Annotated in this window: 22 protein-coding genes and 1 pseudogene; 13 read left to right on the top strand and 10 right to left on the bottom strand. The window is 50.9% G+C overall.

The annotated features are described in order from the left end of the window. Positions 1 to 26 precede the first annotated feature (26 nt). Positions 27 to 1,463, bottom strand: coding sequence for an aspartate ammonia-lyase (aspA, locus tag ABVM99_RS08290; RefSeq protein WP_000069440.1), 1,437 nt, complete (start codon positions 1,461 to 1,463; stop codon positions 27 to 29). Positions 1,464 to 1,803: 340 nt separating this feature from the next. Here aspA and ABVM99_RS08295 point away from each other — a divergent pair, with 340 nt between their 5' ends. Beyond that, positions 1,804 to 2,280 carry an FxsA family protein gene (locus ABVM99_RS08295; protein ID WP_001267291.1) on the top strand — a complete coding sequence of 159 codons (477 nt, stop codon included), beginning with the start codon at positions 1,804 to 1,806 and terminating at the stop codon, positions 2,278 to 2,280. Between the two features lie 58 nt (positions 2,281 to 2,338). Here the strand turns inward: ABVM99_RS08295 and yjeH are convergent, their stop codons facing one another. Continuing rightward, positions 2,339 to 3,580 carry an L-methionine/branched-chain amino acid transporter gene (gene yjeH / locus ABVM99_RS08300; protein ID WP_001728318.1) on the bottom strand — a complete coding sequence of 414 codons (1,242 nt, stop codon included), beginning with the start codon at positions 3,578 to 3,580 and terminating at the stop codon, positions 2,339 to 2,341. A 275-nt stretch (positions 3,581 to 3,855) separates the two neighbouring features. Here yjeH and ABVM99_RS08305 point away from each other — a divergent pair, with 275 nt between their 5' ends. The 7 genes and pseudogenes from ABVM99_RS08305 to ABVM99_RS08335 all read left to right on the top strand — a co-directional run bounded on the left by ABVM99_RS08305 (position 3,856) and on the right by ABVM99_RS08335 (position 12,824). Continuing rightward, the gene (locus ABVM99_RS08305) at positions 3,856 to 4,149 is read left to right on the top strand and encodes a co-chaperone GroES (RefSeq protein WP_000027827.1); all 294 of its coding nucleotides are present in this window, start codon (positions 3,856 to 3,858) and stop codon (positions 4,147 to 4,149) included. A 43-nt stretch (positions 4,150 to 4,192) separates the two neighbouring features. Beyond that, positions 4,193 to 5,839, top strand: a complete 1,647-nt coding sequence (gene groL / locus ABVM99_RS08310; protein ID WP_000729126.1) for a chaperonin GroEL — start codon at positions 4,193 to 4,195, stop codon at positions 5,837 to 5,839. Positions 5,840 to 6,934: 1,095 nt separating this feature from the next. Then, positions 6,935 to 8,611 carry a group II intron reverse transcriptase/maturase gene (ltrA, locus tag ABVM99_RS08315; protein WP_023195844.1) on the top strand — a complete coding sequence of 559 codons (1,677 nt, stop codon included), beginning with the start codon at positions 6,935 to 6,937 and terminating at the stop codon, positions 8,609 to 8,611. Positions 8,612 to 8,657: 46 nt separating this feature from the next. Beyond that, positions 8,658 to 8,951, top strand: coding sequence for a hypothetical protein (locus ABVM99_RS08320; RefSeq protein WP_023195845.1), 294 nt, complete (start codon positions 8,658 to 8,660; stop codon positions 8,949 to 8,951). A gap of 1,228 nt (positions 8,952 to 10,179) precedes the next feature. Continuing rightward, positions 10,180 to 11,835: pseudogene (ltrA, locus tag ABVM99_RS08325) on the top strand (group II intron reverse transcriptase/maturase). A 27-nt stretch (positions 11,836 to 11,862) separates the two neighbouring features. Continuing rightward, a complete protein-coding gene (locus tag ABVM99_RS08330) occupies positions 11,863 to 12,111 on the top strand; it encodes a hypothetical protein (RefSeq protein WP_023195846.1) in 249 nt (82 codons plus the stop codon). A 359-nt stretch (positions 12,112 to 12,470) separates the two neighbouring features. Next, a complete protein-coding gene (locus tag ABVM99_RS08335) occupies positions 12,471 to 12,824 on the top strand; it encodes a DUF4156 domain-containing protein (RefSeq protein ID WP_000558210.1) in 354 nt (117 codons plus the stop codon). A gap of 47 nt (positions 12,825 to 12,871) precedes the next feature. On the opposite strand, the gene ABVM99_RS08340 is transcribed toward ABVM99_RS08335, so the two are convergent. Continuing rightward, complete coding sequence (locus ABVM99_RS08340; protein ID WP_023195847.1) at positions 12,872 to 13,729, bottom strand: YjeJ family protein; 858 nt, start codon at positions 13,727 to 13,729, stop codon at positions 12,872 to 12,874. Positions 13,730 to 14,010: 281 nt separating this feature from the next. Beyond that, the gene (gene epmB / locus ABVM99_RS08345; protein WP_000940477.1) at positions 14,011 to 15,039 is read right to left on the bottom strand and encodes an EF-P beta-lysylation protein EpmB; all 1,029 of its coding nucleotides are present in this window, start codon (positions 15,037 to 15,039) and stop codon (positions 14,011 to 14,013) included. Positions 15,040 to 15,079: 40 nt separating this feature from the next. Between epmB and efp the strand changes: the two genes are divergently transcribed. From efp to ecnB, 3 genes are all read left to right on the top strand, one after another. Further along, positions 15,080 to 15,646, top strand: a complete 567-nt coding sequence (gene efp, locus ABVM99_RS08350; protein WP_000257282.1) for an elongation factor P — start codon at positions 15,080 to 15,082, stop codon at positions 15,644 to 15,646. A 61-nt stretch (positions 15,647 to 15,707) separates the two neighbouring features. Further along, entirely contained in the window at positions 15,708 to 15,842 is a 135-nt protein-coding gene (locus tag ABVM99_RS08355) for an entericidin A/B family lipoprotein (protein ID WP_000977687.1), read from the top strand. Positions 15,843 to 15,949: 107 nt separating this feature from the next. Then, a complete protein-coding gene (gene ecnB, locus ABVM99_RS08360) occupies positions 15,950 to 16,096 on the top strand; it encodes a lipoprotein toxin entericidin B (RefSeq protein WP_000239598.1) in 147 nt (48 codons plus the stop codon). A 30-nt stretch (positions 16,097 to 16,126) separates the two neighbouring features. Here ecnB and ABVM99_RS08365 read toward each other — a convergent pair whose 3' ends face one another. Further along, a complete protein-coding gene (locus ABVM99_RS08365; RefSeq protein WP_000912959.1) occupies positions 16,127 to 16,714 on the bottom strand; it encodes a LuxR C-terminal-related transcriptional regulator in 588 nt (195 codons plus the stop codon). 255 nt (positions 16,715 to 16,969) lie between these two features. On the opposite strand from ABVM99_RS08365, the gene sugE reads away from it, so the two are divergent. After that, positions 16,970 to 17,287 (top strand): quaternary ammonium compound efflux SMR transporter SugE, encoded by a 318-nt coding sequence (gene sugE, locus ABVM99_RS08370; RefSeq protein ID WP_000118469.1) that lies wholly within the window; start codon positions 16,970 to 16,972, stop codon positions 17,285 to 17,287. A 16-nt stretch (positions 17,288 to 17,303) separates the two neighbouring features. Here the strand turns inward: sugE and ABVM99_RS08375 are convergent, their stop codons facing one another. The 5 genes from ABVM99_RS08375 to frdA form a co-directional block, all read right to left on the bottom strand. Beyond that, positions 17,304 to 17,837 carry a lipocalin family protein gene (locus tag ABVM99_RS08375; protein WP_001238398.1) on the bottom strand — a complete coding sequence of 178 codons (534 nt, stop codon included), beginning with the start codon at positions 17,835 to 17,837 and terminating at the stop codon, positions 17,304 to 17,306. Positions 17,838 to 17,948: 111 nt separating this feature from the next. Beyond that, on the bottom strand, positions 17,949 to 18,308 hold the full coding sequence (gene frdD, locus ABVM99_RS08380) for a fumarate reductase subunit FrdD (RefSeq protein ID WP_000609650.1): 360 nt from the start codon (positions 18,306 to 18,308) through the stop codon (positions 17,949 to 17,951). A gap of 10 nt (positions 18,309 to 18,318) precedes the next feature. Beyond that, a complete protein-coding gene (gene frdC / locus ABVM99_RS08385) occupies positions 18,319 to 18,714 on the bottom strand; it encodes a fumarate reductase subunit FrdC (RefSeq protein ID WP_000208749.1) in 396 nt (131 codons plus the stop codon). 10 nt (positions 18,715 to 18,724) lie between these two features. Beyond that, on the bottom strand, positions 18,725 to 19,459 hold the full coding sequence (gene frdB, locus ABVM99_RS08390) for a fumarate reductase iron-sulfur protein (protein ID WP_000829509.1): 735 nt from the start codon (positions 19,457 to 19,459) through the stop codon (positions 18,725 to 18,727). Further along, complete coding sequence (frdA, locus tag ABVM99_RS08395; protein WP_001192952.1) at positions 19,452 to 21,242, bottom strand: fumarate reductase (quinol) flavoprotein subunit; 1,791 nt, start codon at positions 21,240 to 21,242, stop codon at positions 19,452 to 19,454. Before frdA ends, frdB begins: the two co-directional genes overlap by 8 nt. A 322-nt stretch (positions 21,243 to 21,564) precedes the next feature. On the opposite strand from frdA, the gene epmA reads away from it, so the two are divergent. Further along, entirely contained in the window at positions 21,565 to 22,542 is a 978-nt protein-coding gene (gene epmA / locus ABVM99_RS08400) for an elongation factor P--(R)-beta-lysine ligase (RefSeq protein ID WP_000004797.1), read from the top strand. The last annotated feature ends 106 nt before the right edge of the window (positions 22,543 to 22,648 follow it).

Below are 22,648 nucleotides of genomic sequence, written 5' to 3' on the forward strand. Positions count from 1 at the left end.
TGCCTCTTTGGTACTACCCTGTACGATTACTGTTCGCTTTCATCAGTATAACGTTTAGCTTTATAAGCCGGGTGCATCAAGTTCTGTACGGAGAAAATATCGTCCAGCTCGGCTTCCGTTAACAGGCCGCGCTCCAGCACAACTTCACGTACGCTCTTACCGGTTTCAGCACAGATTTTACCGACGATGTCGCCGTTGTGGTGGCCGATGAACGGGTTGAGGTAAGTGACGATACCGATGGAGTTATAAACGTACCCTTCGCACACTTCTTTATTCGCGGTAATGCCGTTAACGCATTTTTCCAGCAGGTTGTAGCACGCGTTGCTCAGAATGTGGATGGATTCGAACATCGCCTGACCGATAACCGGCTCCATAACGTTCAACTGCAACTGACCGGCTTCTGCCGCCATCGTAACGGTGGTGTCGTTACCGATGACTTTAAAGCATACCTGGTTTACGACTTCCGGTACAACCGGGTTCACTTTGGCTGGCATGATGGAAGAGCCCGCCTGCAGTTCCGGCAGGTTGATCTCGTTCAGGCCGGCACGAGGACCAGAAGAGAGCAAGCGCAGGTCGTTACAGATTTTGGACATCTTCACTGCCAGACGTTTCAGCGCGCTGTGAACCATAACATACGCGCCACAGTCAGATGTCGCCTCAATCAGATCTTCAGCCGGAACACAGGCGAAACCAGTGACTTCAGCCAGTTTTTTCACCGCCAGCGGAGAGTATTCTTTCGGCGTGTTCAGACCAGTACCGATTGCCGTTGCGCCAAGGTTGACTTCCAGCAGCAGCTCAGCAGTACGCTCGATGCTTTTCACTTCTTCTTTCAGCAGGATGCTGAACGCACGGAATTCTTGACCAAGCGTCATCGGTACGGCGTCCTGCAACTGGGTACGACCCATTTTCAGGATGTCCTGGAATTCAACCGCTTTACGTTCGAAACCTTCACGCAACTGGTTGATGGCATCGATCAGTTTGACGATAGAGGCGTAAACCGCTACACGGAAGCCTGTCGGATAGGCGTCGTTAGTGGATTGACATTTATTCACGTGGTCGTTCGGGTTCAGGTACTGATATTCACCTTTCTGATGACCCATCAGTTCCAGCCCGATGTTGGCCAGCACTTCGTTGGTATTCATGTTGACGGAAGTGCCCGCGCCGCCCTGGTAGACATCTACCGGGAACTGGTCCATGCACTTACCGTTGTTAAGGACTTCATCACATGCGGCAATGATGGCATTCGCCACACTCTTAGGAATGGTTTGCAGCTCTTTGTTGGCCAGCGCCGCCGCTTTTTTTACCATAACCATGCCACGCACAAATTCAGGGATGTCGCTGATTTTGTTATTGCTAATGTAGAAGTTTTCAATCGCTCTCAGAGTGTGAACACCATAGTAGGCTTCAGCTGGAACTTCCCTGGTACCCAACAGATCTTCTTCGATACGAATGTTGTTTGACATGTGAACCTTCTTTTTCAAGCTGCCAATGATTTTTACTTTAAAACACACAGGATATATGTGATTTCGAATGTTTTCTGACCGACGATTATCCCCTCCATCGGCCTGATAAACGAGATCATATGCTGGTTCAGAATTCCTACCGTAATCTGGATCACTTAAAGTGTGGGAATTTACCCCTTATTTATTATTTTGTGAAATAGGTCACCGCTTTAGTATTACTACCTAAAATAGGTGTACAAACCACTTGAAATTTTGCTACGCACCACCATATCGGATCGATGCGAATCGCAACCCCATTCAAATGGTCGTCGCAGACGGCCATGACTTACAGGAGAGTCCTTTGCGCTGGATACCCTTTTTAGCTGTCTTTCTCTATGTTTACATTGAGATTTCTATCTTTATTCAGGTCGCCCATGTGCTTGGTGTCCTGATGACGCTAATCCTGGTGATTTTTACGTCTGTTATCGGTATGTCGCTGGTACGTAACCAGGGTTTTAAAAACTTTTTGCTGATGCAACAAAAAATGGCGGCCGGTGAGAGCCCGGCGGCAGAAATGATTAAGAGTGTATCGCTGATCATCGCTGGCTTACTGCTCCTGTTGCCGGGGTTTTTCACCGATTTTCTCGGCCTTCTCCTTTTGTTACCGCCGGTGCAAAAACATTTGACGCTGAAGTTGCTGCCGCATTTACGTTTTTCCCGGATGCCGGGCGGCGGGTTTAGCGCGGGTACTGGCGGTGGCGAAACATTTGACGGCGAGTATCAGCGTAAAGATGACGATCGCGATCGTATTGAACATAAAGACGATCGTCGGGATTAAAGGTAGAGATGTTGGTCGGATAAGTCGCGTGAGGCGCTATCCGGCCAGCGGATGCGTCTTACGCCATGCGTTTTCGCTTCGGTAAAAACAGCCATAATGCAGCCAGCATGATAATGGCATATAAGCTTTTCCACCCCAGCATTACCAGCAATAACAGGCACAGTAGACAACCCGTCACCGCCAGTGCATAGCAGCGCCCTTTCAATAGTCGACAGCCCGCCAGCATACAAAGCAGATAGAGCATAATAAAAATACCGTTAGCATAGACGATCAGCGCATTGAGGTTAATCTTCAGGGCGTAGACGACCAGGGAACTCACGCAACAACAGACCAGAATAACGTTTAACGCGTGCAAGGGAAGGCGCCCGGGAGAGAGTTGAGCCAGATAGTGATCGGGCTGATATTGCATTTGCGTCCATATCAGACGCGCAAAACTCTGAGCATACACATTCAGGCTGGCAAAGCAGGTGAGATAACCAATAATGCAGGCTACCCACAACGCCTGGATACCGAAGAGATGAACAATAATAAGCGGTAGCGAGGCTGTTGCCGCTATCTTGTCGCTATAGACGCCAAAATGCAGCACCACGGCGGTACAGGCCCAATAAATGGCGCCGGCCAGCATCAGGCCAATGATCAATGCGCGCGGAAAATCACGTTCAGGATTTTTAAATTCAGACGACAAATGCGTAAACGCCTCAATTCCCACAAATCCCCAGAACATGATCGCCAGGGCGGTACACAGCCGGGAAAAGGTGATTTCGTTTGCGGCTGGGAAGGTGATATCTGCAGGTTTAATCGCGCCTTTCCACAGAATGGCGGCAATAAGCGCGATAATTAATCCAGCGATAATGGCTTGCAGGTTGGCGCTGGAGCTGGCGCCGCGCGATCCCATAAACCATAGTAAACCTAGAGTACCCAGCTCCCCAAATAAGAGCTGTTCGCTTTGCCAGCCAAACAGCGCCTGGCCGAAACCCACCGCAATATGCAAGGCTGCGGGAAAACTAACAGGAATGACTGATAAAAACAGCCAACTGATCACTCGTTGCAGACGCGGGCCAAATGCCATCCCGACAAAATGCGCTACGCCGCCAGCGTGTGGAAAATGACGCCCCAGCACAGCAAAGACAATCGCAATAGGGAAAATCAAAATAATGAGCAGCGGCCATGCCCAAAGGCTGATGTCGCCTGCCGCCAGCGCAGCCAGCTCCGGAAGCGCAAAAACGCCAGTCCCTAATAATGATGTGGTTAACAAGATAACGCCCTGAACCAATCCAAGCTCTTTTTTTAGTTCATTCATCAGCTCATTATCCGGCGGCATTGTAACGTCAGGTGACGACAGACATTTTTAAGCGTATCACACACGCCTTTTCTTATAGCAGGATGTTCTAAACCTTGGGTAAACGTGAGATAAGTAGCGTTTTTACCGCTTTTTTCGCTCAGAAGAATTTTTTTTCATCTCCCCCCTTGAAGGGGCAAAACCCCATCCCCATCTCTCTGGTCACCAGCCGGGAAACCGTTTACGGGCCGGCGTCACCCATAACTGATAATGACTTTCTCAAAGGAGAGCTATCAATGAGTATTCGTCCGTTACATGATCGTGTGATCGTCAAACGTAAAGAAGTTGAGTCCAAATCTGCTGGCGGCATCGTACTGACCGGTTCCGCAGCGGGTAAATCAACTCGTGGCGAAATCATCGCTGTCGGTAAGGGTCGCATCCTGGACAACGGTACTGTACAGCCGCTGGACGTGAAAGTTGGCGACATCGTTATTTTTAACGATGGCTACGGTGTGAAATCTGAAAAGATCGACAATGAAGAAGTGTTGATCATGTCTGAAAGCGACATTCTGGCAATTGTTGAAGCGTAATCCGCGAACGACACTGAACATACGAATTTAAGGGAAAGAGAAAATGGCAGCTAAAGACGTAAAATTCGGTAACGACGCTCGTGTGAAAATGCTGCGCGGCGTAAACGTACTGGCAGATGCAGTGAAAGTAACCCTCGGTCCGAAAGGCCGTAACGTGGTTCTGGATAAATCTTTCGGTGCGCCGACTATCACTAAAGATGGTGTTTCCGTAGCGCGTGAAATCGAACTGGAAGACAAGTTTGAAAACATGGGCGCGCAGATGGTGAAAGAAGTTGCCTCTAAAGCGAACGACGCTGCAGGCGACGGTACCACCACCGCGACCGTACTGGCGCAGTCCATCATTACCGAAGGCCTGAAAGCCGTTGCTGCGGGCATGAACCCGATGGACCTGAAACGTGGTATCGACAAAGCGGTTGCTGCTGCGGTTGAAGAGCTGAAGGCGCTGTCCGTACCGTGCTCCGACTCTAAAGCGATTGCTCAGGTAGGTACTATCTCCGCTAACTCCGACGAAACCGTAGGTAAACTGATCGCGGAAGCGATGGATAAAGTCGGTAAAGAAGGCGTCATCACCGTTGAAGACGGTACCGGTCTGCAGGACGAACTGGACGTGGTTGAAGGTATGCAGTTTGACCGCGGCTACCTGTCTCCTTACTTCATCAACAAGCCGGAAACTGGCGCAGTAGAACTGGAAAGCCCGTTCATCCTGCTGGCTGATAAGAAAATCTCCAACATCCGCGAAATGCTGCCGGTTCTGGAAGCCGTTGCAAAAGCAGGCAAACCGCTGCTGATCATCGCTGAAGATGTTGAAGGCGAAGCGCTGGCTACCCTGGTTGTTAACACCATGCGTGGCATCGTGAAAGTGGCTGCTGTTAAGGCACCGGGCTTCGGCGATCGTCGTAAAGCGATGCTGCAGGATATCGCTACCCTGACCGGCGGTACCGTAATCTCTGAAGAGATCGGTATGGAGCTGGAAAAAGCAACCCTGGAAGACCTGGGTCAGGCGAAACGCGTTGTGATCAACAAAGACACCACCACCATCATCGATGGCGTGGGTGAAGAAGCTGCCATCCAGGGCCGTGTTGCTCAGATCCGTCAGCAGATTGAAGAAGCGACCTCCGACTACGATCGTGAAAAACTGCAGGAGCGCGTAGCGAAACTGGCAGGCGGCGTTGCGGTAATCAAAGTTGGCGCTGCGACCGAAGTTGAAATGAAAGAGAAGAAAGCCCGCGTTGAAGATGCCCTGCACGCGACCCGTGCTGCGGTAGAAGAAGGCGTGGTTGCTGGTGGTGGTGTTGCGCTGATCCGCGTTGCTTCTAAAATTGCTGACCTGAAAGGCCAGAACGAAGACCAGAACGTGGGTATCAAAGTTGCGCTGCGCGCAATGGAAGCTCCGCTGCGTCAGATCGTGCTGAACTGCGGCGAAGAGCCGTCTGTTGTCGCTAACACCGTTAAAGGCGGCGACGGTAACTACGGTTACAACGCAGCAACTGAAGAATACGGCAACATGATCGATATGGGTATCCTGGACCCAACCAAAGTTACCCGTTCTGCGCTGCAGTACGCGGCTTCTGTGGCTGGTCTGATGATCACTACCGAGTGCATGGTGACCGACCTGCCGAAAAGCGATGCTCCTGATTTAGGCGCTGCTGGCGGCATGGGTGGTATGGGTGGTATGGGCGGCATGATGTAATGCGACGAGAGTCGCATTCCTCTGCGTAACTAACTGAATAAAATAGAGAATTTTTCTCTTGCAGTTAGCTTGCGTGCCCCGTGAGAGCGGGTCAAGTACCCGCTCTCACATCCCTTTAGCGTAGCATAAGGTGGAGTCGCTTCGGCGGCGGAATACGCACCCATATTTGGGTTACCTTTCAGTGATGAGCAGTAACGCGCCCATTACTTTCACACAGTTATCCGCAGTAGTTTACTCTGCGCGGAGTGCCCGTCAGGGCAGACGTCGGTGATTCCCAAATCGACGTTACATCCCTAACGATTATGGCGCGGTTTGCCATACATCATCACTTCATCCTTTCATGGATTCATGAACAGGACGGGATCGTTTTGCTCGCGATCTTTACAAGAGGAATGCAGCGCAAGCTGTACGGGTGATTGTTCTGTCGCTATTTCTTGAGCAGAAATAGTGAAGAAGAACCCGTTGTTCAGCCAACGGTAGCCTAAGGATAGTGCGTCACTGGTAACGGTGGGGTGTGGAGCTTCCTGACAACGTACTCCCGCGCAAGCGGCGGCTGGTATCCGCGAGGACGCCATCTGGATTGGTCTAACGACATGACCATGAGAGGCCAGGCTGTATCGTAAGGTTAACGTACGTGAACTGCTGTTAAACACCGTCAGCCGCATTGAGCGTAAGTCGTTGATACGCTTTGACCAAAAGGTGGGTGGACAGGTTATCTCTTTTACATCTGGGGATACGCTGATATGAGCGCCACCGGTGGATAGGCAGAACCTAACCGATACGTGTCATCTGTACGGAACTCGGTAAGCCCCTATATTCGCCTCGTTGAGGCAGGGGAGTCGCAAGGCGAACTGTTGGGTATGCGGGTAAGGGAGGTTGGAAAAAGCAAACGCTGCGCTGTAATGGCGTGGATAGAGGCATGAAACAGGGCCTCACCGGAAACGGGGCAGACTTCCAACTGGTCTTAAATCGTAATAAGGCTTGTAAAGCTTATTGAATGTAAAACCCCGAGGGGCGAAACGTGATTTCTCCCTCGGGGGGAATCCACGTTCGTCCTCAGGGTGCTCTCGACAGAGCATTCAGGAGGATAGCAAGGTGAATACCGAAACGCGAGTTGAATCGCAGGCGGTATCTGCGTCTTCCCGCCCGGAAAGGTGGCACGCCATTAACTGGCGTAAAACCTCAGAAGCGGTGAGAAAGCTACAGGTACGCATTGCGAAGGCAGCGCTTCAGCAGGAGTGGCGGCGGGTAAAAGCGCTGCAACGAATGCTGACCCGTTCGCTGGCGGCTAAGGCATTAGCGGTCAGGCGAGTCACGGAAAACCGGGGCAAGGATACCCCCGGAGTGGATGGAAAGTTATGGAGTACCCCGAAAACCAAATGGGAGGCCATCTTCGATATGAAGAGAACCGGATATCACCCTAAACCGCTGCGGCGGGTGTATATCCCGAAGTCGAACGGCAAGTTGCGTCCGCTCGGGATACCGACTATGAGAGACAGGGCCATGCAGGCGTTATATCTGCTGGCGCTGGAACCCGTATCGGAAACGACAGCCGACCGCAACAGTTATGGTTTTCGTCCGATGCGTTCAACGGCGGACGCTATTGAACAGTGCTTTGTAGCGCTCAGCCGGGGCAACTCGGCGCAGTGGGTGCTGGAGGGCGACATCAAAGGGTGCTTTGATAACATCAGTCATGACTGGTTACTCTCGCATATTCCGATGGATAAGCAGGTGCTGGGTAAATGGCTGAAGGCAGGCTACATGGAGTCCGGTCATTACCATACAACCGGTGCGGGTACGCCTCAGGGCGGTATTATCTCACCGGTACTGGCCAATATGGCGCTCGACGGGCTGGAAGCGGTGCTTGAATCCCGATTTGGGGTGAAGAATACCAAAGCCAGCTACAAGACCAAGGTCAACTATGTGCGTTATGCAGACGACTTTATCATCACCGGTATCTCGCAAGAGTTGCTGGAGAATGAAGTCAAACCTCTCGTTGAAGCCTTTATGGCGGAGCGGGGGCTGCAACTGTCGCCGGAGAAAACGGTGATAACGCACATTGAGCAGGGTTTTGACTTCCTCGGTCAGAACGTGCGCAAGTATCGCGGGAAAATGCTGATAAAGCCTTCCCGTAAGAGCCTGCGAACGTTTCTGGCGAAAGTGAGGGACATTGTGAAGCGTCACCCGACACAGCCGCAAAACTGGCTGATACATCAGCTCAACCCGGTATTGCGGGGATGGGCCAACTATCACCGGCATGTGGTGGCGAAGGAGACGTTCAGCTATGTCGATTACCGTGTCTGGAAACTGCTCTGGCGCTGGTGTTGCAGGCGGCATAAAAACCGCTACAAACGCTGGGTGAAGGCGAAATACTTTCACACAGTGGGCAACCGGCACTGGACGTTTCAATGGCGGGAGGATAAGGAGAATCCGGTGACTTTAGTCTATGCAAAAGACACCGTCATTAAACGACATACCAAGATAAAGGCGGAGGCTAATCCTTATCTGCCTGAATGGGAACCGTACTTTGAGCAACGCCTTGAGCGTCGCTGGAAGGAAACCATGCAGGGCAGGAAGAAGTTGCTGGCGCTCTGGCTCAGGCAGGAGAAACGCTGCCCGCTCTGTAACCAGTTAATTACGATGGAAACAGGCTGGCACGTTCACCATAAGCACCAGAAGCATCTGGGCGGCGGTGACGAGCTTGAGAATCTGGTGATGCTGCATCCGGGCTGCCACATCCAGTGGCACGTTATGAATAAGGCCACCACTTAGATCGGATTACTCTTATGGTCTCAATTAGTTACGATAAGGAGACATTATGAGTTTCATCAAACGTAGTATGGATGAACAAGAAAATAAAAGGCAAGTCGCAATACAAATTTGTCTTGAGGCTGACGTGTTAGATTCTTGTGACGATCATGGAGTTATTTTCCAAGGTGAAGAGGATGTTGAAGAAGCATATAAGCTGGGAAACAGAAAATTCACGGCAGGAGAATTAGGCCGAGCATATAGTAGTCGACGTGAGATGACGGACTTCATTCAGGAAGTGGCTAGCTCAGGTGATCATGCCGGGGAGTGCTGCTTCGAGTGTGAAGAACGATTTCGGGATTAACATGCGCAACCGGTTCAACCCGTCGGTTGAACTTATTAAGGCTTGAGCCGTATGCGGGGAAACTCGCTCGTACGGTTCTTAGGGGGCGGTGGCACAGTAATGTGCTGCTGCTACCCGACATGCGACGAGAGTCGCGTAGCTAGCCTAGCGGGCTACGTCGATAGTGAACACTAACTAAGGTTGTGTTCACTATATCCCGCACTAAGTAGCATAAATGTAATAAATGTCCGATGTTCCGGACTTTAAATTCTTCCGGAACATCGGCGCTTTGCTTAGCGAAGCCCTAACTTCCGGATATGACTTTAAAGTTAGAGTCCCTTAAAACTTACAAATGTATTAACTGTTATAACTATTTGAAATTTATCAAATATATTAACTTTTATAACTATTGTAACGTCTCAATAGATTCACGCTGAAGCAAGTTGCTGTTTTGCCTTGTGATGTAGCGGGGTAAACATCGTCTTTATTAATGTTATGTACGCTAGCACCTACCGGTGTGAAGCTGTACGCATGATTGTCTGACTGCATTGCTGTTTGATGCAGAGCCAGACCTGTTATGTAACTAACAAGTAGCCTAGAAGCAGCGCGCCGCCAGTAATGGTGGGGTGTGAGAGCGCTCTGACAATGTACTCCCCGATGTTTGGGTGCTGTTTTATCGCTAGATAGACAGTGGATTTTGCCAGTAGCAGGTGAATGAGAGGCTAGGCTGGATCATAGGGTTAACGTTAAGTGAACTGTCCGTAAGCACCGTCAGCCGCAAGCAGCAAAAGCTACCGATATGCTGTGACCAAAAGGTACAAGGTCGGTTATTCCTTTTACATCTGGGAATACGTTACCAACAGACCTTCGGTGTATAGGCAGAACCTAAGTGATTCGTGTCATGTGTACGGAATTCGGTAAGCCCGTATCTTCGCCACAATGTGGCAGGTGAGTCGCAAGACAAGCTGTTGAGGGTGCGGGTAGAGGAGGTTGGAGAAAGCAAATGCCATTCTGTAATGGAGTGGATAGGGGGTTAAATTTTCCTCCACCGGAAACGGGGCAGACTTCCGACTGGTCTTTAATTGTGTGCAGTACTGTAAAGCAATCTAACGTGGCAGAAAGCTGGCTAAGGTGGTTCATACCCACCCTAACCAGACCCTTGCGAGAGCATAAGATAACTCCCGTAAGGGGGGGCCGTCTGCTATTCGCTCAGGGCTTTCTAACCAAAAGCACTGAGGAGGGTAGCAAGTTGAGTACGTTAATAAAAGTACCTGCGCTTTCCGGCAGGGCAGAAAACTGGCACCAGATTAACTGGCGTCAGATACACCGTCAGGTCAGAGGGCTACAGATACGAATCGCAAAGGCAACGGAGCAGAAGCACTGGCGCAGGGTGAACGCCTTGCAAAGGATGCTGACGCGCTCGTTTGCAGCTAAAGCACTGGCTGTCAGGCGAGTTACCGAAAATCGAGGCAAAAAGACAGCCGGAGTGGATCGCTAGTTGTGGAACACTCCCGGAAGTAAGTGGCAGGTGATAGGTCAGCTAAAACGGACGGGTTACAAGCCGTCTCCGTTAAAGCGGGTTTATATTCCCAAGAGCAACGGCAAACGCCGTCCTCTGGGCATACCGACGATGAAGGACAGAGCGATGCAGGCGTTATACCTGCTGGCACTTGACCCCATCTCGGAAACATCGGCCGACCGCAACAGCTACGGATTCCGTCCGGTACGTTCAGCGGCAGATGCGATTGAGCAGTGTTTTGTTAATCTCAGTCGTAAAAGCTCTGCTGAATGGGTACTGGAAGGCGATATAAAAGGGGGTTTTGACAATATCAGCCATAACTGGTTACTTGCCAACATTCCGTTGGACAAACAGGTACTCGGGAAATGGCTTAAAGCGGGATTCATGGAGTCCGGTCGGTTACACCCGACGGAGGCTGGGACACCACAGGGAGGCATTATTACCCCCGTACTGGCGAATATGGCACTGGATGGGCTGGAAGCGGTGTTAGAAACCCATTTTGGGAAGAAAAACCCCAAAGCCAGGTACAAAACCAAGGTCAATTATGTGCGTTACGCAGATGATTTTATCATTACGGGTATCTCTAAAGAGTTGCTGGAAGATGAATTTAAACCCTTCGTTGAAGCCTTTATGGCGGAGCGAGGGCTGCAATTATCACCCGAAAAAACAGTGATAACGCATATTTCCGAAGGGTTTGATTTTCTGGGGCAGAACGTGCGCAAGTACTGCGGCAAAATGCTGATAAAGCCTGCTGCCAAAGGATTGCGTAACCACCTCCAGAAAGTAAGGCAGATAGTGAAACGTAATGCGGCGTCAAAACAGGGTGACTTGATAAGACAACTTAATCTTGTACTACGGGGTTGGGCTAATTATCATCGTCATATTGTTGCCAAAGAAACGTTTAGCTACATCGACTATCGCGTCTGGAAATTGCTCTGGCACTAGTCATGCCGTCGGCACGGTAATCGCAACAAGTACTGGGTGAAAAAGAAGTATTTTCACTCGGTCGGGAGCGAAAACTGGGTATTCCAGAGTATCGATGCGGATAACGGTCTGAAAAGGCTCGTCTCCTGCAAAGATATCCCTATAAAACGTCACATTAAAATCAGGTCTGAGGCTAATCCATATGATCCGGTTGACGAGTTGTACTTCGAACAGCGGCAGGTTAAGCGCTGGAAAGAAGGTAAAATGCAGCGAGGAAAACTGAGATTAATTTGGGAGCGACAAGGCCATCTGTGTCCGATCTGTCACCAGATATTTAGAGATAATGATGACTGGGATGTCCATCACATTATCAGACGAGTAGACGGTGGTGGTGACGAAATCGATAATTTAATGATGTTGCATCCTAACTGCCATCGGTTAGTTCATGGTAATTTAGGATGAATAGTGGGCGAAATCTAAGGAACACTGATGAGTAACTTAAAGCAACAAGCCGAGTCTGGCCTTAGCACGATTGAAGACGCAGTTATTGAGTTTGTGAAACAGCATCCAGAAGGTGTTAGTAACAAACAAATAGCAGTGGAACTAGGATTGGAGTCGGATATTGAAGGTAAGCATACAAATTACCTTTCATGGTCAATTCTAGGGAATCTTCAAAATAGGAAGCTCATATCCAAGCAAGGAAAGGGTCGTTTCGCTAGATATATCGCCCCAAACTAACGTTGTCGGTCTAAGCAATAGCGAAGACTTATAAAGGCTTGAGCCGTATGCGGGGAAACTCGCTCGTACGGTTCTTAGGGGGCGGCGGCGCAGTAATGCGCTGCTGCTACCCGACATTGCCCACACCCTGCATCCTTCAGGCTGCAGATGCGTTGGCTAACCCCAGTCACTTACTTGAGTAAGTGACTGGGGATTAACAAACTGGCCGCCTTCCTGCAACCAGAATGATTTGGGTGTTTATCTCCCAGAATTGAGAAACCCCCGGGCAGAAATGACCGGGGGTTTTTCTTTTAGTCATCTTTTTAGTATAAGATTCAGATACGGACAAAACGTCCAGCTCATTGATTATGGGGAATAACATGCACGTGAAATATTTAGCAGGGATCGTTGGCGCCGCGCTGCTGATGGCGGGTTGTAGCTCCAGCAACGAACTCACCGCTGCCGGCCAAAATGTACGCTTTGTCGAAGATAAGCCAGGCGCGGAATGCCAGCTAATTGGTACGGCAACCGGTAAACAGAGTAACTGGTTTTCAGGCCAGCACGGCGAAGAGGGTGGCTCAATGCGTGGCGCAGCGAACGATCTGCGTAATCAGGCGGCCGCGATGGGTGGAAACGTGCTGTATGGCGTAAGTAGTCCGTCGCAGGGCATGTTGTCCAGTTTTGTCCCGACGGCCAGCGAGATGAACGGCCAGGTTTATAAATGTCCGAACTGATATGTCTGAATCGTAACGCCCTCTGAAAGATTCAGAGGGCGATATGGTTAGCGTTTTTCCTGCGATGACGCCATGCGTAGATTATGCAACGCGCGCATACATTGATCTTGCGTCAGACGCGCTGCTTTACCGGTTCCAAGCGTTCTGACAAAAACCTTACACGGTTTTCCTTCCAGCTTTTTAAGACGCGGGCTGAAATTCAGCAAGCGGCGTGATATCGCTTCAGCTTCTTTAGAGCCTGACTGACTGCGGGTCTTAATGATGGTGCCGCAATCATGCAATTGTCCTGCCTCATCCGTATAACGATAAACGAGCGCTAAATAATGGTTATACAGATTATGTTTCCAGTCAGGCTGGTTATAGGTATCGAATTCGATATTACCGTTTTCCAGGCAGTCAGCATCGTATAAGGGTAAAAAGTCCAGCATTGAAGAAATACGCAATGCGAGCTCACGCATTTCGGCATTATTAATGGCGTGAATAATAGCCATCACCAGAACTTCAACCTGCCACTCACCGACCTGTAAATCAAGATGGCTACCATTGTGCAGCTTTAACGTAAAGGTTAATACTTTTTCTGTATTATCGCTCAACGCTAAAGATTCAACACGCTGATTAACATCGGCATTTTCCAGCTCTTCACGGAGTATTGCCGGAATATTCTCATGCATTTTAAGCACATGACTGCTTTTGGCTTTCTGGCGTTTTTCCTGCTCTTGTTCCGGAAGCGAGTGTTGTAAATAAAGCCGGTGTTCAAGGCCGATCAACAAGTCTCGCAGCGCGAGCACAGGAAAGAAAAGCAGTGTTTCTTTATTTCTCAGTGACTTCACCTTAAGCGCCAGCGCGATAAACTTATCATTGTGACGAATAACGCCGGTATTTAGTCCCTTAATCGTTAAGGCCATGTCAATTCTCCACAAATATAAAATAATTAAATGTTTTACTGCAATGTATTTGATATATAAATTGTTTATGCCGTCCTATAAAAAGGAGAACCAGTATAATTCGAAAATGCAGTACACGCTAAGCGAGTCCTAAAACGGACTTTATTGAAAAGAGAGGACCGGAAAGGTGTATTTTACGAAGGTTAGTTTATCCTCGCCAGAGGGTGAGGAGAATCGCGGGGGAATCTCCTCGTGATATTGCGCGGTAATATTTTTCGTCGTCCCTGACGCGCCCGCGAGGATTAGCACTGCCGAAGCTGTAAATCCAGCGGTGTTTTGCTCGGTTCGCCGCCGATTTCACGCGCCAGTCTTGGCACCATATAGCCGGATACCAGCGTGAGCAGTTCGCGCATGATTTGCCGGGCTTCGTCATCGGTGACCATAAAATGCGCGGCGCCCTGCACTTTATCCAGCACATGCAGGTAATAGGGCATCACGCCGGCGTCAAATAGCGCGTTGCTCAGATTCGCCAGCGTTCGCGCGTTATCATTCACGCCACGCAGCAGGACGCTCTGGTTGAGAAGCGTGACGCCCACGTGGCGCAGTTTCTTCATCGCCAGGCAGAACGCCTCGTCCACTTCATTAGCGTGGTTGATATGGTTCACCAACAAAATTTGCAGACGTGACTGGTCAAAGCGGGCGACCAGTTCGTCAGTAATGCGTGCCGGGATGACGATAGGCAACCGACTGTGGATGCGTAGCCGCTTGACGTGCTTAATGGCTTCCAGTTGCGTGAGCAGCCAGTCCAGCTCATGATCTTTCGCCATCAGCGGATCGCCGCCGGAAAAGATGATCTCATCCAGTTCCGGGTGTGCGGCGATATACTCCAGCGCGACTTTCCAGTTGCGCTTATTGCCTTGATTCTCCGCATACGGGAAGTGACGACGGAAACAGTAGCGGCAATTTACCGCACATCCGCCTTTTACCAGCAATAGCGCCCGGTTTTGGTATTTATGCAATAATCCTGGCACCACGCTGTGTTGCTCTTCCAGCGGGTCGGTGGAGAAACCGGGGGCGACAATAAATTCATCCCGGGACGTCAGCACTTGACGTAAAAGAGGATCGTCAGGGTTGCCCTTCTCCATGCGCGCAATAAAAGCGCGCGGCACGCGGAGGGCAAACAAGCGCCTGGCGTCCTGTCCTGCCCGGAGGTTTTCATCAGCTTCAATCTGTAAAAGATGCAGCAGTTCGTCGGGATTGGTCACAACATCGGCAAGTTGCGCTAACCAATCTTCTCGCAATGGGGTATTTAGGGTTACAATATGCGCCATTTTGTGGCTTAGCTACCAGTTAACAATTTCAGAGGGCCTTATGGCGACTTACTATAGCAACGATTTTCGTTCCGGTCTTAAAATCATGTTGGATGGCGAACCTTATGCGGTTGAATCCAGTGAATTCGTGAAACCGGGTAAAGGCCAGGCGTTTGCCCGCGTTAAGCTGCGCCGTCTGCTGACCGGCACGCGCGTTGAGAAAACCTTCAAATCGACCGATTCCGCAGAAGGCGCGGATGTAGTCGATATGAACCTGACTTACCTGTACAACGACGGTGAGTTCTGGCATTTCATGAACAACGAAACCTTCGAGCAGCTGTCTGCAGATGCCAAGGCTATCGGCGACAACGCAAAATGGCTGTTGGATCAGGCGGAATGCATCGTGACCCTGTGGAACGGTCAGCCTATCTCTGTCACTCCGCCGAACTTTGTTGAACTGGAAATTGTTGATACCGACCCAGGTCTGAAGGGCGATACCGCAGGTACTGGCGGCAAACCAGCCACGCTGTCTACTGGCGCAGTGGTTAAAGTTCCGCTGTTCGTGCAGATTGGCGAAGTGATCAAAGTCGATACCCGTTCCGGCGAATACGTATCCCGCGTAAAATAATTTACGTTATCGGGAAAAATGGTGCAGCGTATGCTGCGCCATCCTATTTTTCGCGCCATCAATGATGAAACGCTTTATCGGCCTTGTCGCGCTGGTTCTTCTTACCAGCACATTATTAACGGCATGTAATACCGCCCGCGGCTTCGGCGAAGATATTCAGCATCTTGGCCACGCCATCTCCCGCGCAGCCAGCTAATCGCTTCTCGTCTTCCTAAAATTAGTCGATCGCCCGTCATTTTCTGGGATGTTGTCTATTATTAAGTTGCTATACACAAACAACATTGGCTAGAAAAGGAAGACATTATGGTTAAAAAGACAATTGCAGCGATCTTTTCTGTTTTGGTACTTTCCACTGTATTAACTGCTTGTAATACCACGCGCGGCGTGGGCGAGGACATCTCGGACGGTGGTAGTGCGATCTCTGGCGCTGCAACCAGAGCTCAGCAGTAATCATCAACGGTACGGCATGGCGTCGTACCGTTAATCGATTTTCTCCGGAAGCATAAGAAAGGGAGAATACCGATTATCCATATGAAGTTTCATACGGATATTACGCTTATAGGTGTAAACCGTTTTCCCGTGAATGCCAAGCGCATACGCAATCTCTTTATTGCTGGTGCCTTCCGTCCACATCGCGAGCACTTTTTCCTCCTGCGGAGAGAGCAATGGCGTGGCGCTTTCCGGCGCTTCCTGCAGTGGATGAGTATATAGCGCTCCTTTAATTCGTTGTGCAAGCTCATGTAAAGGCGTGTGTTTAGATAACACCGCATGACTGGCATATTGCGGTCTGTACGGCATATTCCCTGACTGTAATAATACCAACGGCGTCATCCTGCAGGCGGCAAAAAATGCATTGATAGGCTGCTCGGGTAAGGCATCGTTGAGAAAACCATATAAATCAGCGATAACCAGATGGGGCTTCCATTGCAGAATATGTTCTTTCGCCAGTATAAGGTTATTCATCCCGGATACCAGCAGTGAAGAACTGAGCACATCAGTGTGATTAAGCCAGGCCTCCATGCCCGTACGGGTAAAGTGGCATCGGTCTATCACTAAAATTTTCAACATAGTTTTTGCACCCGGAAGTAGATAAAGCACTTTCTTTCCCAGAAGGCGTTCCATCATAGAGAACTCCTGTGGGCGCTAAATGCGAAAACTACGCGGCTTAAAAGGGCCAATTCCCGCCTTTAGACGGAAAAAAATAAAAAGGTTGAAATTCATTTTCTCTCAGGCAAGAATGGCTTTTCATCCGTATACGTTACAGGACGACCTGTAAACGCTATTCTCACCGGGGACGGCCCCATTAATTATCTGGAGCCTGCTATGTCCTGGATCATTCTATTAATCGCTGGTTTACTTGAAGTGGTATGGGCTGTCGGCCTGAAGTATACCCACGGTTTTTCTCGTCTGACCCCCAGTATTATCACCATTACGGCCATGGTTATCAGTATGGCGTTACTTTCCTGGGCAATGAAAACGCTGCCCGTTGGAACGGCGTACGCCATCTGGACCGGCATCGGCGCCGTTGGGGCGGCAATCACCGGTATCCTTCTGCTGGGCGAGTCTGCCTCACCGGCGCGTTTGCTCAGTCTTGGCTTGATCGTCGCGGGTATCATTGGGCTAAAACTCAGTGCGCATTAATTCGTCGCTGACATTGCTACGAACCTGATTGTTTTACCCAAATTAATTTATTGACGTCAAACCCCTCCCGGGTCGCGACGGCCAGCATTTGCTGTTTTATTTCCTCAGAAAGCGTTGGCGTGCGAGAGAGTATCCACAGATAGTCGCGATCCGGGCCGCACACCAGCGCATGACGGTATTCCCGGTCAAGCGCAATCACGTTATAGCCGCCGTAGAACGGGCCGAAAAAAGAGACCTTGAGCGCGGCGCGGTTTGGGCTACCGGTAAAATACGCTTTGCCTTCTGTTTTTTGCCACATTCCCCGATCCGGGTTATAGCCTTTATTGATGACATTAATCCCGCCATCGTCACGCAGACTATAGGTGGCCGTGACTTGTTCCAGTCCACGTTCAAATCGATGATCGAGGCGTGCGATCTCATACCAGGTGCCGAGGTAACGTTTGGCATCAAAGTTATTTACCACGGTAACGCCTTTAGGCGGGGTAGGTGAACTACAGGCGACAACCAAAAATGCCGCAGTAACCGCAGCAACGACGGGCAGCAAGCGCATAGCGTTTTTCCTTCCAGTGTTTTTTCTAAGTGTAGAACCTGGCGGGAAAATGAGAGGCAGGAAAAGAAAAAACGCCCTCTTATCGGGTAGATAAGAGGGCGTCGTGGCAACTTAGAGAGTGATAACGCCAATTGCCGTCACAACGGTCAGGATTGCCGCCAGACCGTAAAAGACCCATTTGCCCGCAGGCACGTGGATTTTCAGGTCATGCATCGCGTGGTGCATACGGTGTAGGCCACACCATAGCGGCAGCACGATCATCAGGAACAGAAAAACGCGACCAATAAAGCTTTGGGCGAACGTCAGTACGCGCTCAAAACTCAGGGCATCGCCCGGAAATAGCCCCAGCGGCAGCATGATGCCAACCAGTAGCACGATCACCGGCGCGATGATCGCGCCCCACATACCGCCTGCGCCAAACAGTCCCCAGAATACGGGTTCATCAGAACGTTTTGGGTTTGGATTAATCATCCGGGACTCCTTACCAGAACAGGGCAACATACAGAATGACTACGGTGACTACCGCAGTGACCACCCAAAGCCCTTTGATGATTGGCTCTGGCCCCATTTTTTCGTCTTTTACAATGATATTGGCCGCCTTCGGCGCCAGTTCAAACCAGGTTTTGGTGTGCAGCAGCGCGGCCGCCAGGGTGATCAGGTTTAAGATCACTACCACCGGGTTTTGTAAAAAGCCGACGAATCCCATCCAGGATTCCGCGCCGTGTTTGAGCGCAAACAGACCGAAAATCAGTTCAATACTGAACCAGACTGCCGGCACCGCTGTGCCTTCGCGCAGCATATAAAAGCGATAAAACGGCAGTTTTTTCCACCAGGTGGACGTCATCGGCCGCACATAGGGTTTGCGTTTAGTCGTCATGTTGCACTCCTTAGCGTGGTTTCAGGGTGGCGATAAGAAAGTCTTTCGAGCTTTCCACTTTACCCTGCTGAATGGCCGCAGCCGGATCGACATGTTTTGGACAGACTTCGGAGCAGTAGCCCACGAAAGTACAGGTCCATACGCCGTTCGGACTGTTCAACTGCGCCATACGCTCCTTCTTACCGTGATCGCGGCTATCTTCGTTATAGCGATGCGCCAGCGTAATCGCAGCCGGTCCGATAAACTCAGGATTCAGACCGAACTGCGGGCACGCGGCGTAGCACAGACCACAGTTGATGCAACCGGAGAACTGGTGATACTTCGCCATTTGCGCCGGGGTCTGGACATTCGGCCCCTGATCTGGCGTGCGAGAGTTGCCAATAATGTACGGTTTGATCGCTTCCAGGCTTTCGATAAAGTGCGTCATATCGACAACCAGATCGCGCTCAATCGGGAAGTTCGCCAGCGCTTCCACCTTCATACCGTTGGTGTAATCGCGCAGGAAGGTTTTACACGCCAGTTTAGGGACGTTGTTGACCATCATGCCGCAAGAGCCGCAGATCGCCATACGGCAGGACCAGCGGTAGCTCAGGTCTGGCGACAGGTTATCTTTGATGTAGCCCAACGCGTCCAGTAGCGATGTTGTTTCATCATAAGGAACTTCATAGAAAGCACTGTGCGGCGCGGTATCGGTTTCCGGGTTATAGCGCACCACCTCAACTTTCAGGTTTTTCATCTCAGCCATTCGCCTTCTCCTTCTTATCGGCTGCTTCCGCTTCACCGCCGTAAACACGTTTGGCTGGCGGCAGGGTGGTGATTTTCACGTCGCTGTATTCCAGACGGGTCGTGCCATCAGCATCGCGGAAGGCGAGGGTGTGCTTGAGGAAGTTCACATCGTCGCGCTCGGTACAGCCTTCATCCAGACGCTGATGCGCGCCGCGGGACTCTTTACGCGCCAGAGCAGAGTGCGCCATACATTCCGCCACGTTCAGACCATGACCCAGTTCGATGGTATACAGCAGGTCAGTGTTGAACACGCTGGAGGTATCGGAGATACGTACGCGCTTGAAACGTTCCTGAAGCTCGGCCAGTTTATCAATGGTTTTCTGCATCAGTTCCGGGGTACGGTAAATACCACAACCTTCTTCCATAGACAGACCCATCTCATCGCGGATCTTCGACCAGTTTTCGTTGCCTTCCTGGTTCACCAGATTTTTCAGACGTTGTTCAATATCGGCAACCTGGGCGTCGAGCGCGGCGCTATTTGCGGCGCCTGCCGTCGCAGCGCGTTCCATTGCCTGTTCGCCAGCCAGACGACCAAATACCACCAGTTCCGCCAGTGAGTTGGAACCGAGGCGGTTCGCGCCATGCAGGCCAACAGAGGAGCATTCGCCAACGGCAAACAGCCCTTTGACACGGCTTTCACAGTTCTGGTCGGTTTCAATGCCGCCCATGGTGTAGTGCGCGGTCGGACGTACTGGAATCGGTTCTTTAACCGGATCGACGCCGACATAGGCTTTCGCCAGTTCGCAAATGAACGGCAGACGTTCATGCAGTTTCTTCTCGCCGAGATGACGCAGGTCGAGGTGAACCACATCGCCGCGCGGCGTGGAGATGGTGTTGCCTTTACGCCATTCGTGCCAGAAAGCCTGGGATACTTTGTCGCGCGGCCCCAGTTCCATATATTTGTTTTTCGGCTCGCCCAGCGGCGTTTCGGGGCCCATGCCGTAGTCTTGCAGGTAACGGTAGCCATTTTTATTGACCAGAATACCGCCTTCACCGCGGCAACCTTCGGTCATCAGGATACCGGAACCTGGCAGGCCGGTCGGGTGATACTGAACGAATTCCATATCACGCAGCGGAACGCCGTGGCTCAGCGCCATGCCCATCCCGTCGCCGGTGACGATGCCGCCGTTGGTGTTATAGCGGTATACGCGGCCTGCGCCGCCTGTCGCCATTACCACGGCGTTGGCACGGATTTGCACCAGCGTGCCTTCCATCATATTCATTGCCACCAGGCCGCGCGCATGGTTGTCATCAACCAGAATATCCAGCACAAAATGTTCGTCAAAGCGCTGGATTTGCGGGAACTGCAGGGAAGTCTGGAACAGGGTATGCAGCATATGGAAGCCGGTTTTATCCGCGGCGAACCAGGTACGCTCGATTTTCATACCACCGAAGCGACGCACGTTAACGCTACCGTCCGGACGGCGGCTCCACGGGCAGCCCCATTGCTCCAGCTGCGTCATCTCAGTGGGACAATGGTGGACAAAGTAATCCACGACATCCTGCTCACACAGCCAGTCTCCGCCTGCTACCGTATCGTGAAAATGGTAGTCAAAGCTGTCATGATCCTGGGCGACAGCGGCTGACCCCCCTTCGGCAGCGACGGTGTGGCTGCGCATCGGGTACACTTTTGAGATCAGTGCGATTTTAGCATTGGGATTCGCCTGTGCGGCAGCAATTGCAGCACGTAATCCCGCGCCACCGGCGCCTATAATGGCAAGATCGGCTTGAAAGGTTTGCACGACATTCCTCCAGATTATTGTAATTTCACCCTCGCGCAGCCAGATAAAGCCTCTGGGTTCTGCGAAGTATGAATGCGTTTCCACTGCTCCTTTATGGGTACAACAGTATAGTCTCAGGGATGTCAGGGAAATTTGACGTGTTCGATTTTTTTAGCGTATCAGAGGGATGAATTATCATTGATTTTGATTAATTTAATTACTAAACCATCTGAAATCACTTTTTTTACCCTCCAGAAGGCACCCGATACGCCTGCGCAAAATTTGTTTCGCCCGCGCGTTGCGAGTAGACTTCGTGACCTTGTCTTAAACTGGAGAAAGAATCATGAGCGAAACGGCAACCTGGCAGCCGAGCGCGTCCATCCCCAATTTATTAAAACGTGCGGCGATTATGGCGGAAATCCGTCGTTTCTTTGCCGATCGTGGAGTGCTTGAGGTTGAGACGCCCTGCATGAGTCAGGCGACGGTCACAGACATTCATCTGTTCCCGTTCGAAACGCGTTTCGTCGGACCTGGCCATTCCCAGGGGATGAACCTCTATTTAATGACCAGTCCGGAATACCATATGAAACGCCTGCTGGCGGCAGGGTGCGGTCCGGTTTTCCAGCTATGCCGCAGTTTCCGTAATGAAGAGATGGGACGACATCATAATCCGGAATTCACTATGCTGGAGTGGTATCGCCCGCATTACGATATGTACCGCCTGATGAATGAAGTGGATGATTTGCTTCAGCAAGTGCTGGATTGTCAACCTGCGGAAAGTCTCTCCTATCAACAGGCGTTTCAGCGCCATCTGGAGATTGACCCGTTATCAGCAGATAAAACGCAACTGCGTGAGGCGGCGGCAAAGCTTGATTTAAGCAATATCGCCGATACGGAAGAAGACCGTGATACGTTGCTGCAACTGCTGTTCACGATGGGGGTTGAGCCGCATATAGGTAAAGAAAAGCCGACCTTTATTTATCACTTTCCGGCAAGTCAGGCATCGCTGGCACAAATCAGTACCGAGGATCATCGCGTCGCCGAGCGCTTTGAGGTGTACTACAAAGGTATTGAGCTGGCGAATGGTTTCCACGAACTGACGGACGCACGTGAGCAACAACAGCGCTTTGAACAGGACAATCGTAAGCGCGCCGCGCGCGGTCTGCCGCAGCAGCCGATTGACCAAAATCTACTGGATGCGCTGGCCGCCGGTCTACCGGATTGTTCCGGCGTGGCGCTGGGTGTTGATCGTCTGGTGATGCTGGCGCTGGGAGCAGAAAGCCTGGCGGACGTGATTGCTTTTACGGTCGATCGGGCGTAAATCTGAAATTCACTCTTTGGCGAGATAAAATGGCGCAATAAGCGCCATTTTGTAGCATATTTTTTCAATTATCCTCTGTTTGCCACAACATAAGGCTGGAACTTTG

Source organism: Salmonella sp. SJTUF15591 (assembly GCF_043356435.1).
GTDB classification, from domain to species: domain Bacteria; phylum Pseudomonadota; class Gammaproteobacteria; order Enterobacterales; family Enterobacteriaceae; genus Salmonella; species Salmonella enterica.

What these genes read in the sequence shown, in the direction of transcription:
- aspA (WP_000069440.1), bottom strand. Translation starts at nt 1,463, where the DNA reads ATGTCAAACAACATTCGTATCGAAGAAGATCTGTTGGGTACCAGGGAA.
- yjeH (WP_001728318.1), bottom strand. Translation starts at nt 3,580, where the DNA reads ATGAATGAACTAAAAAAAGAGCTTGGATTGGTTCAGGGCGTTATCTTG.
- ABVM99_RS08305 (WP_000027827.1), top strand. Translation starts at nt 3,856, where the DNA reads ATGAGTATTCGTCCGTTACATGATCGTGTGATCGTCAAACGTAAAGAA.
- groL (WP_000729126.1), top strand. Translation starts at nt 4,193, where the DNA reads ATGGCAGCTAAAGACGTAAAATTCGGTAACGACGCTCGTGTGAAAATG.
- ABVM99_RS08320 (WP_023195845.1), top strand. Translation starts at nt 8,658, where the DNA reads ATGAGTTTCATCAAACGTAGTATGGATGAACAAGAAAATAAAAGGCAA.
- ABVM99_RS08330 (WP_023195846.1), top strand. Translation starts at nt 11,863, where the DNA reads ATGAGTAACTTAAAGCAACAAGCCGAGTCTGGCCTTAGCACGATTGAA.
- ABVM99_RS08335 (WP_000558210.1), top strand. Translation starts at nt 12,471, where the DNA reads ATGCACGTGAAATATTTAGCAGGGATCGTTGGCGCCGCGCTGCTGATG.
- ABVM99_RS08340 (WP_023195847.1), bottom strand. Translation starts at nt 13,729, where the DNA reads ATGGCCTTAACGATTAAGGGACTAAATACCGGCGTTATTCGTCACAAT.
- epmB (WP_000940477.1), bottom strand. Translation starts at nt 15,039, where the DNA reads ATGGCGCATATTGTAACCCTAAATACCCCATTGCGAGAAGATTGGTTA.
- efp (WP_000257282.1), top strand. Translation starts at nt 15,080, where the DNA reads ATGGCGACTTACTATAGCAACGATTTTCGTTCCGGTCTTAAAATCATG.
- ABVM99_RS08355 (WP_000977687.1), top strand. Translation starts at nt 15,708, where the DNA reads ATGATGAAACGCTTTATCGGCCTTGTCGCGCTGGTTCTTCTTACCAGC.
- ecnB (WP_000239598.1), top strand. Translation starts at nt 15,950, where the DNA reads ATGGTTAAAAAGACAATTGCAGCGATCTTTTCTGTTTTGGTACTTTCC.
- ABVM99_RS08365 (WP_000912959.1), bottom strand. Translation starts at nt 16,714, where the DNA reads ATGTTGAAAATTTTAGTGATAGACCGATGCCACTTTACCCGTACGGGC.
- sugE (WP_000118469.1), top strand. Translation starts at nt 16,970, where the DNA reads ATGTCCTGGATCATTCTATTAATCGCTGGTTTACTTGAAGTGGTATGG.
- ABVM99_RS08375 (WP_001238398.1), bottom strand. Translation starts at nt 17,837, where the DNA reads ATGCGCTTGCTGCCCGTCGTTGCTGCGGTTACTGCGGCATTTTTGGTT.
- frdD (WP_000609650.1), bottom strand. Translation starts at nt 18,308, where the DNA reads ATGATTAATCCAAACCCAAAACGTTCTGATGAACCCGTATTCTGGGGA.
- frdC (WP_000208749.1), bottom strand. Translation starts at nt 18,714, where the DNA reads ATGACGACTAAACGCAAACCCTATGTGCGGCCGATGACGTCCACCTGG.
- frdB (WP_000829509.1), bottom strand. Translation starts at nt 19,459, where the DNA reads ATGGCTGAGATGAAAAACCTGAAAGTTGAGGTGGTGCGCTATAACCCG.
- epmA (WP_000004797.1), top strand. Translation starts at nt 21,565, where the DNA reads ATGAGCGAAACGGCAACCTGGCAGCCGAGCGCGTCCATCCCCAATTTA.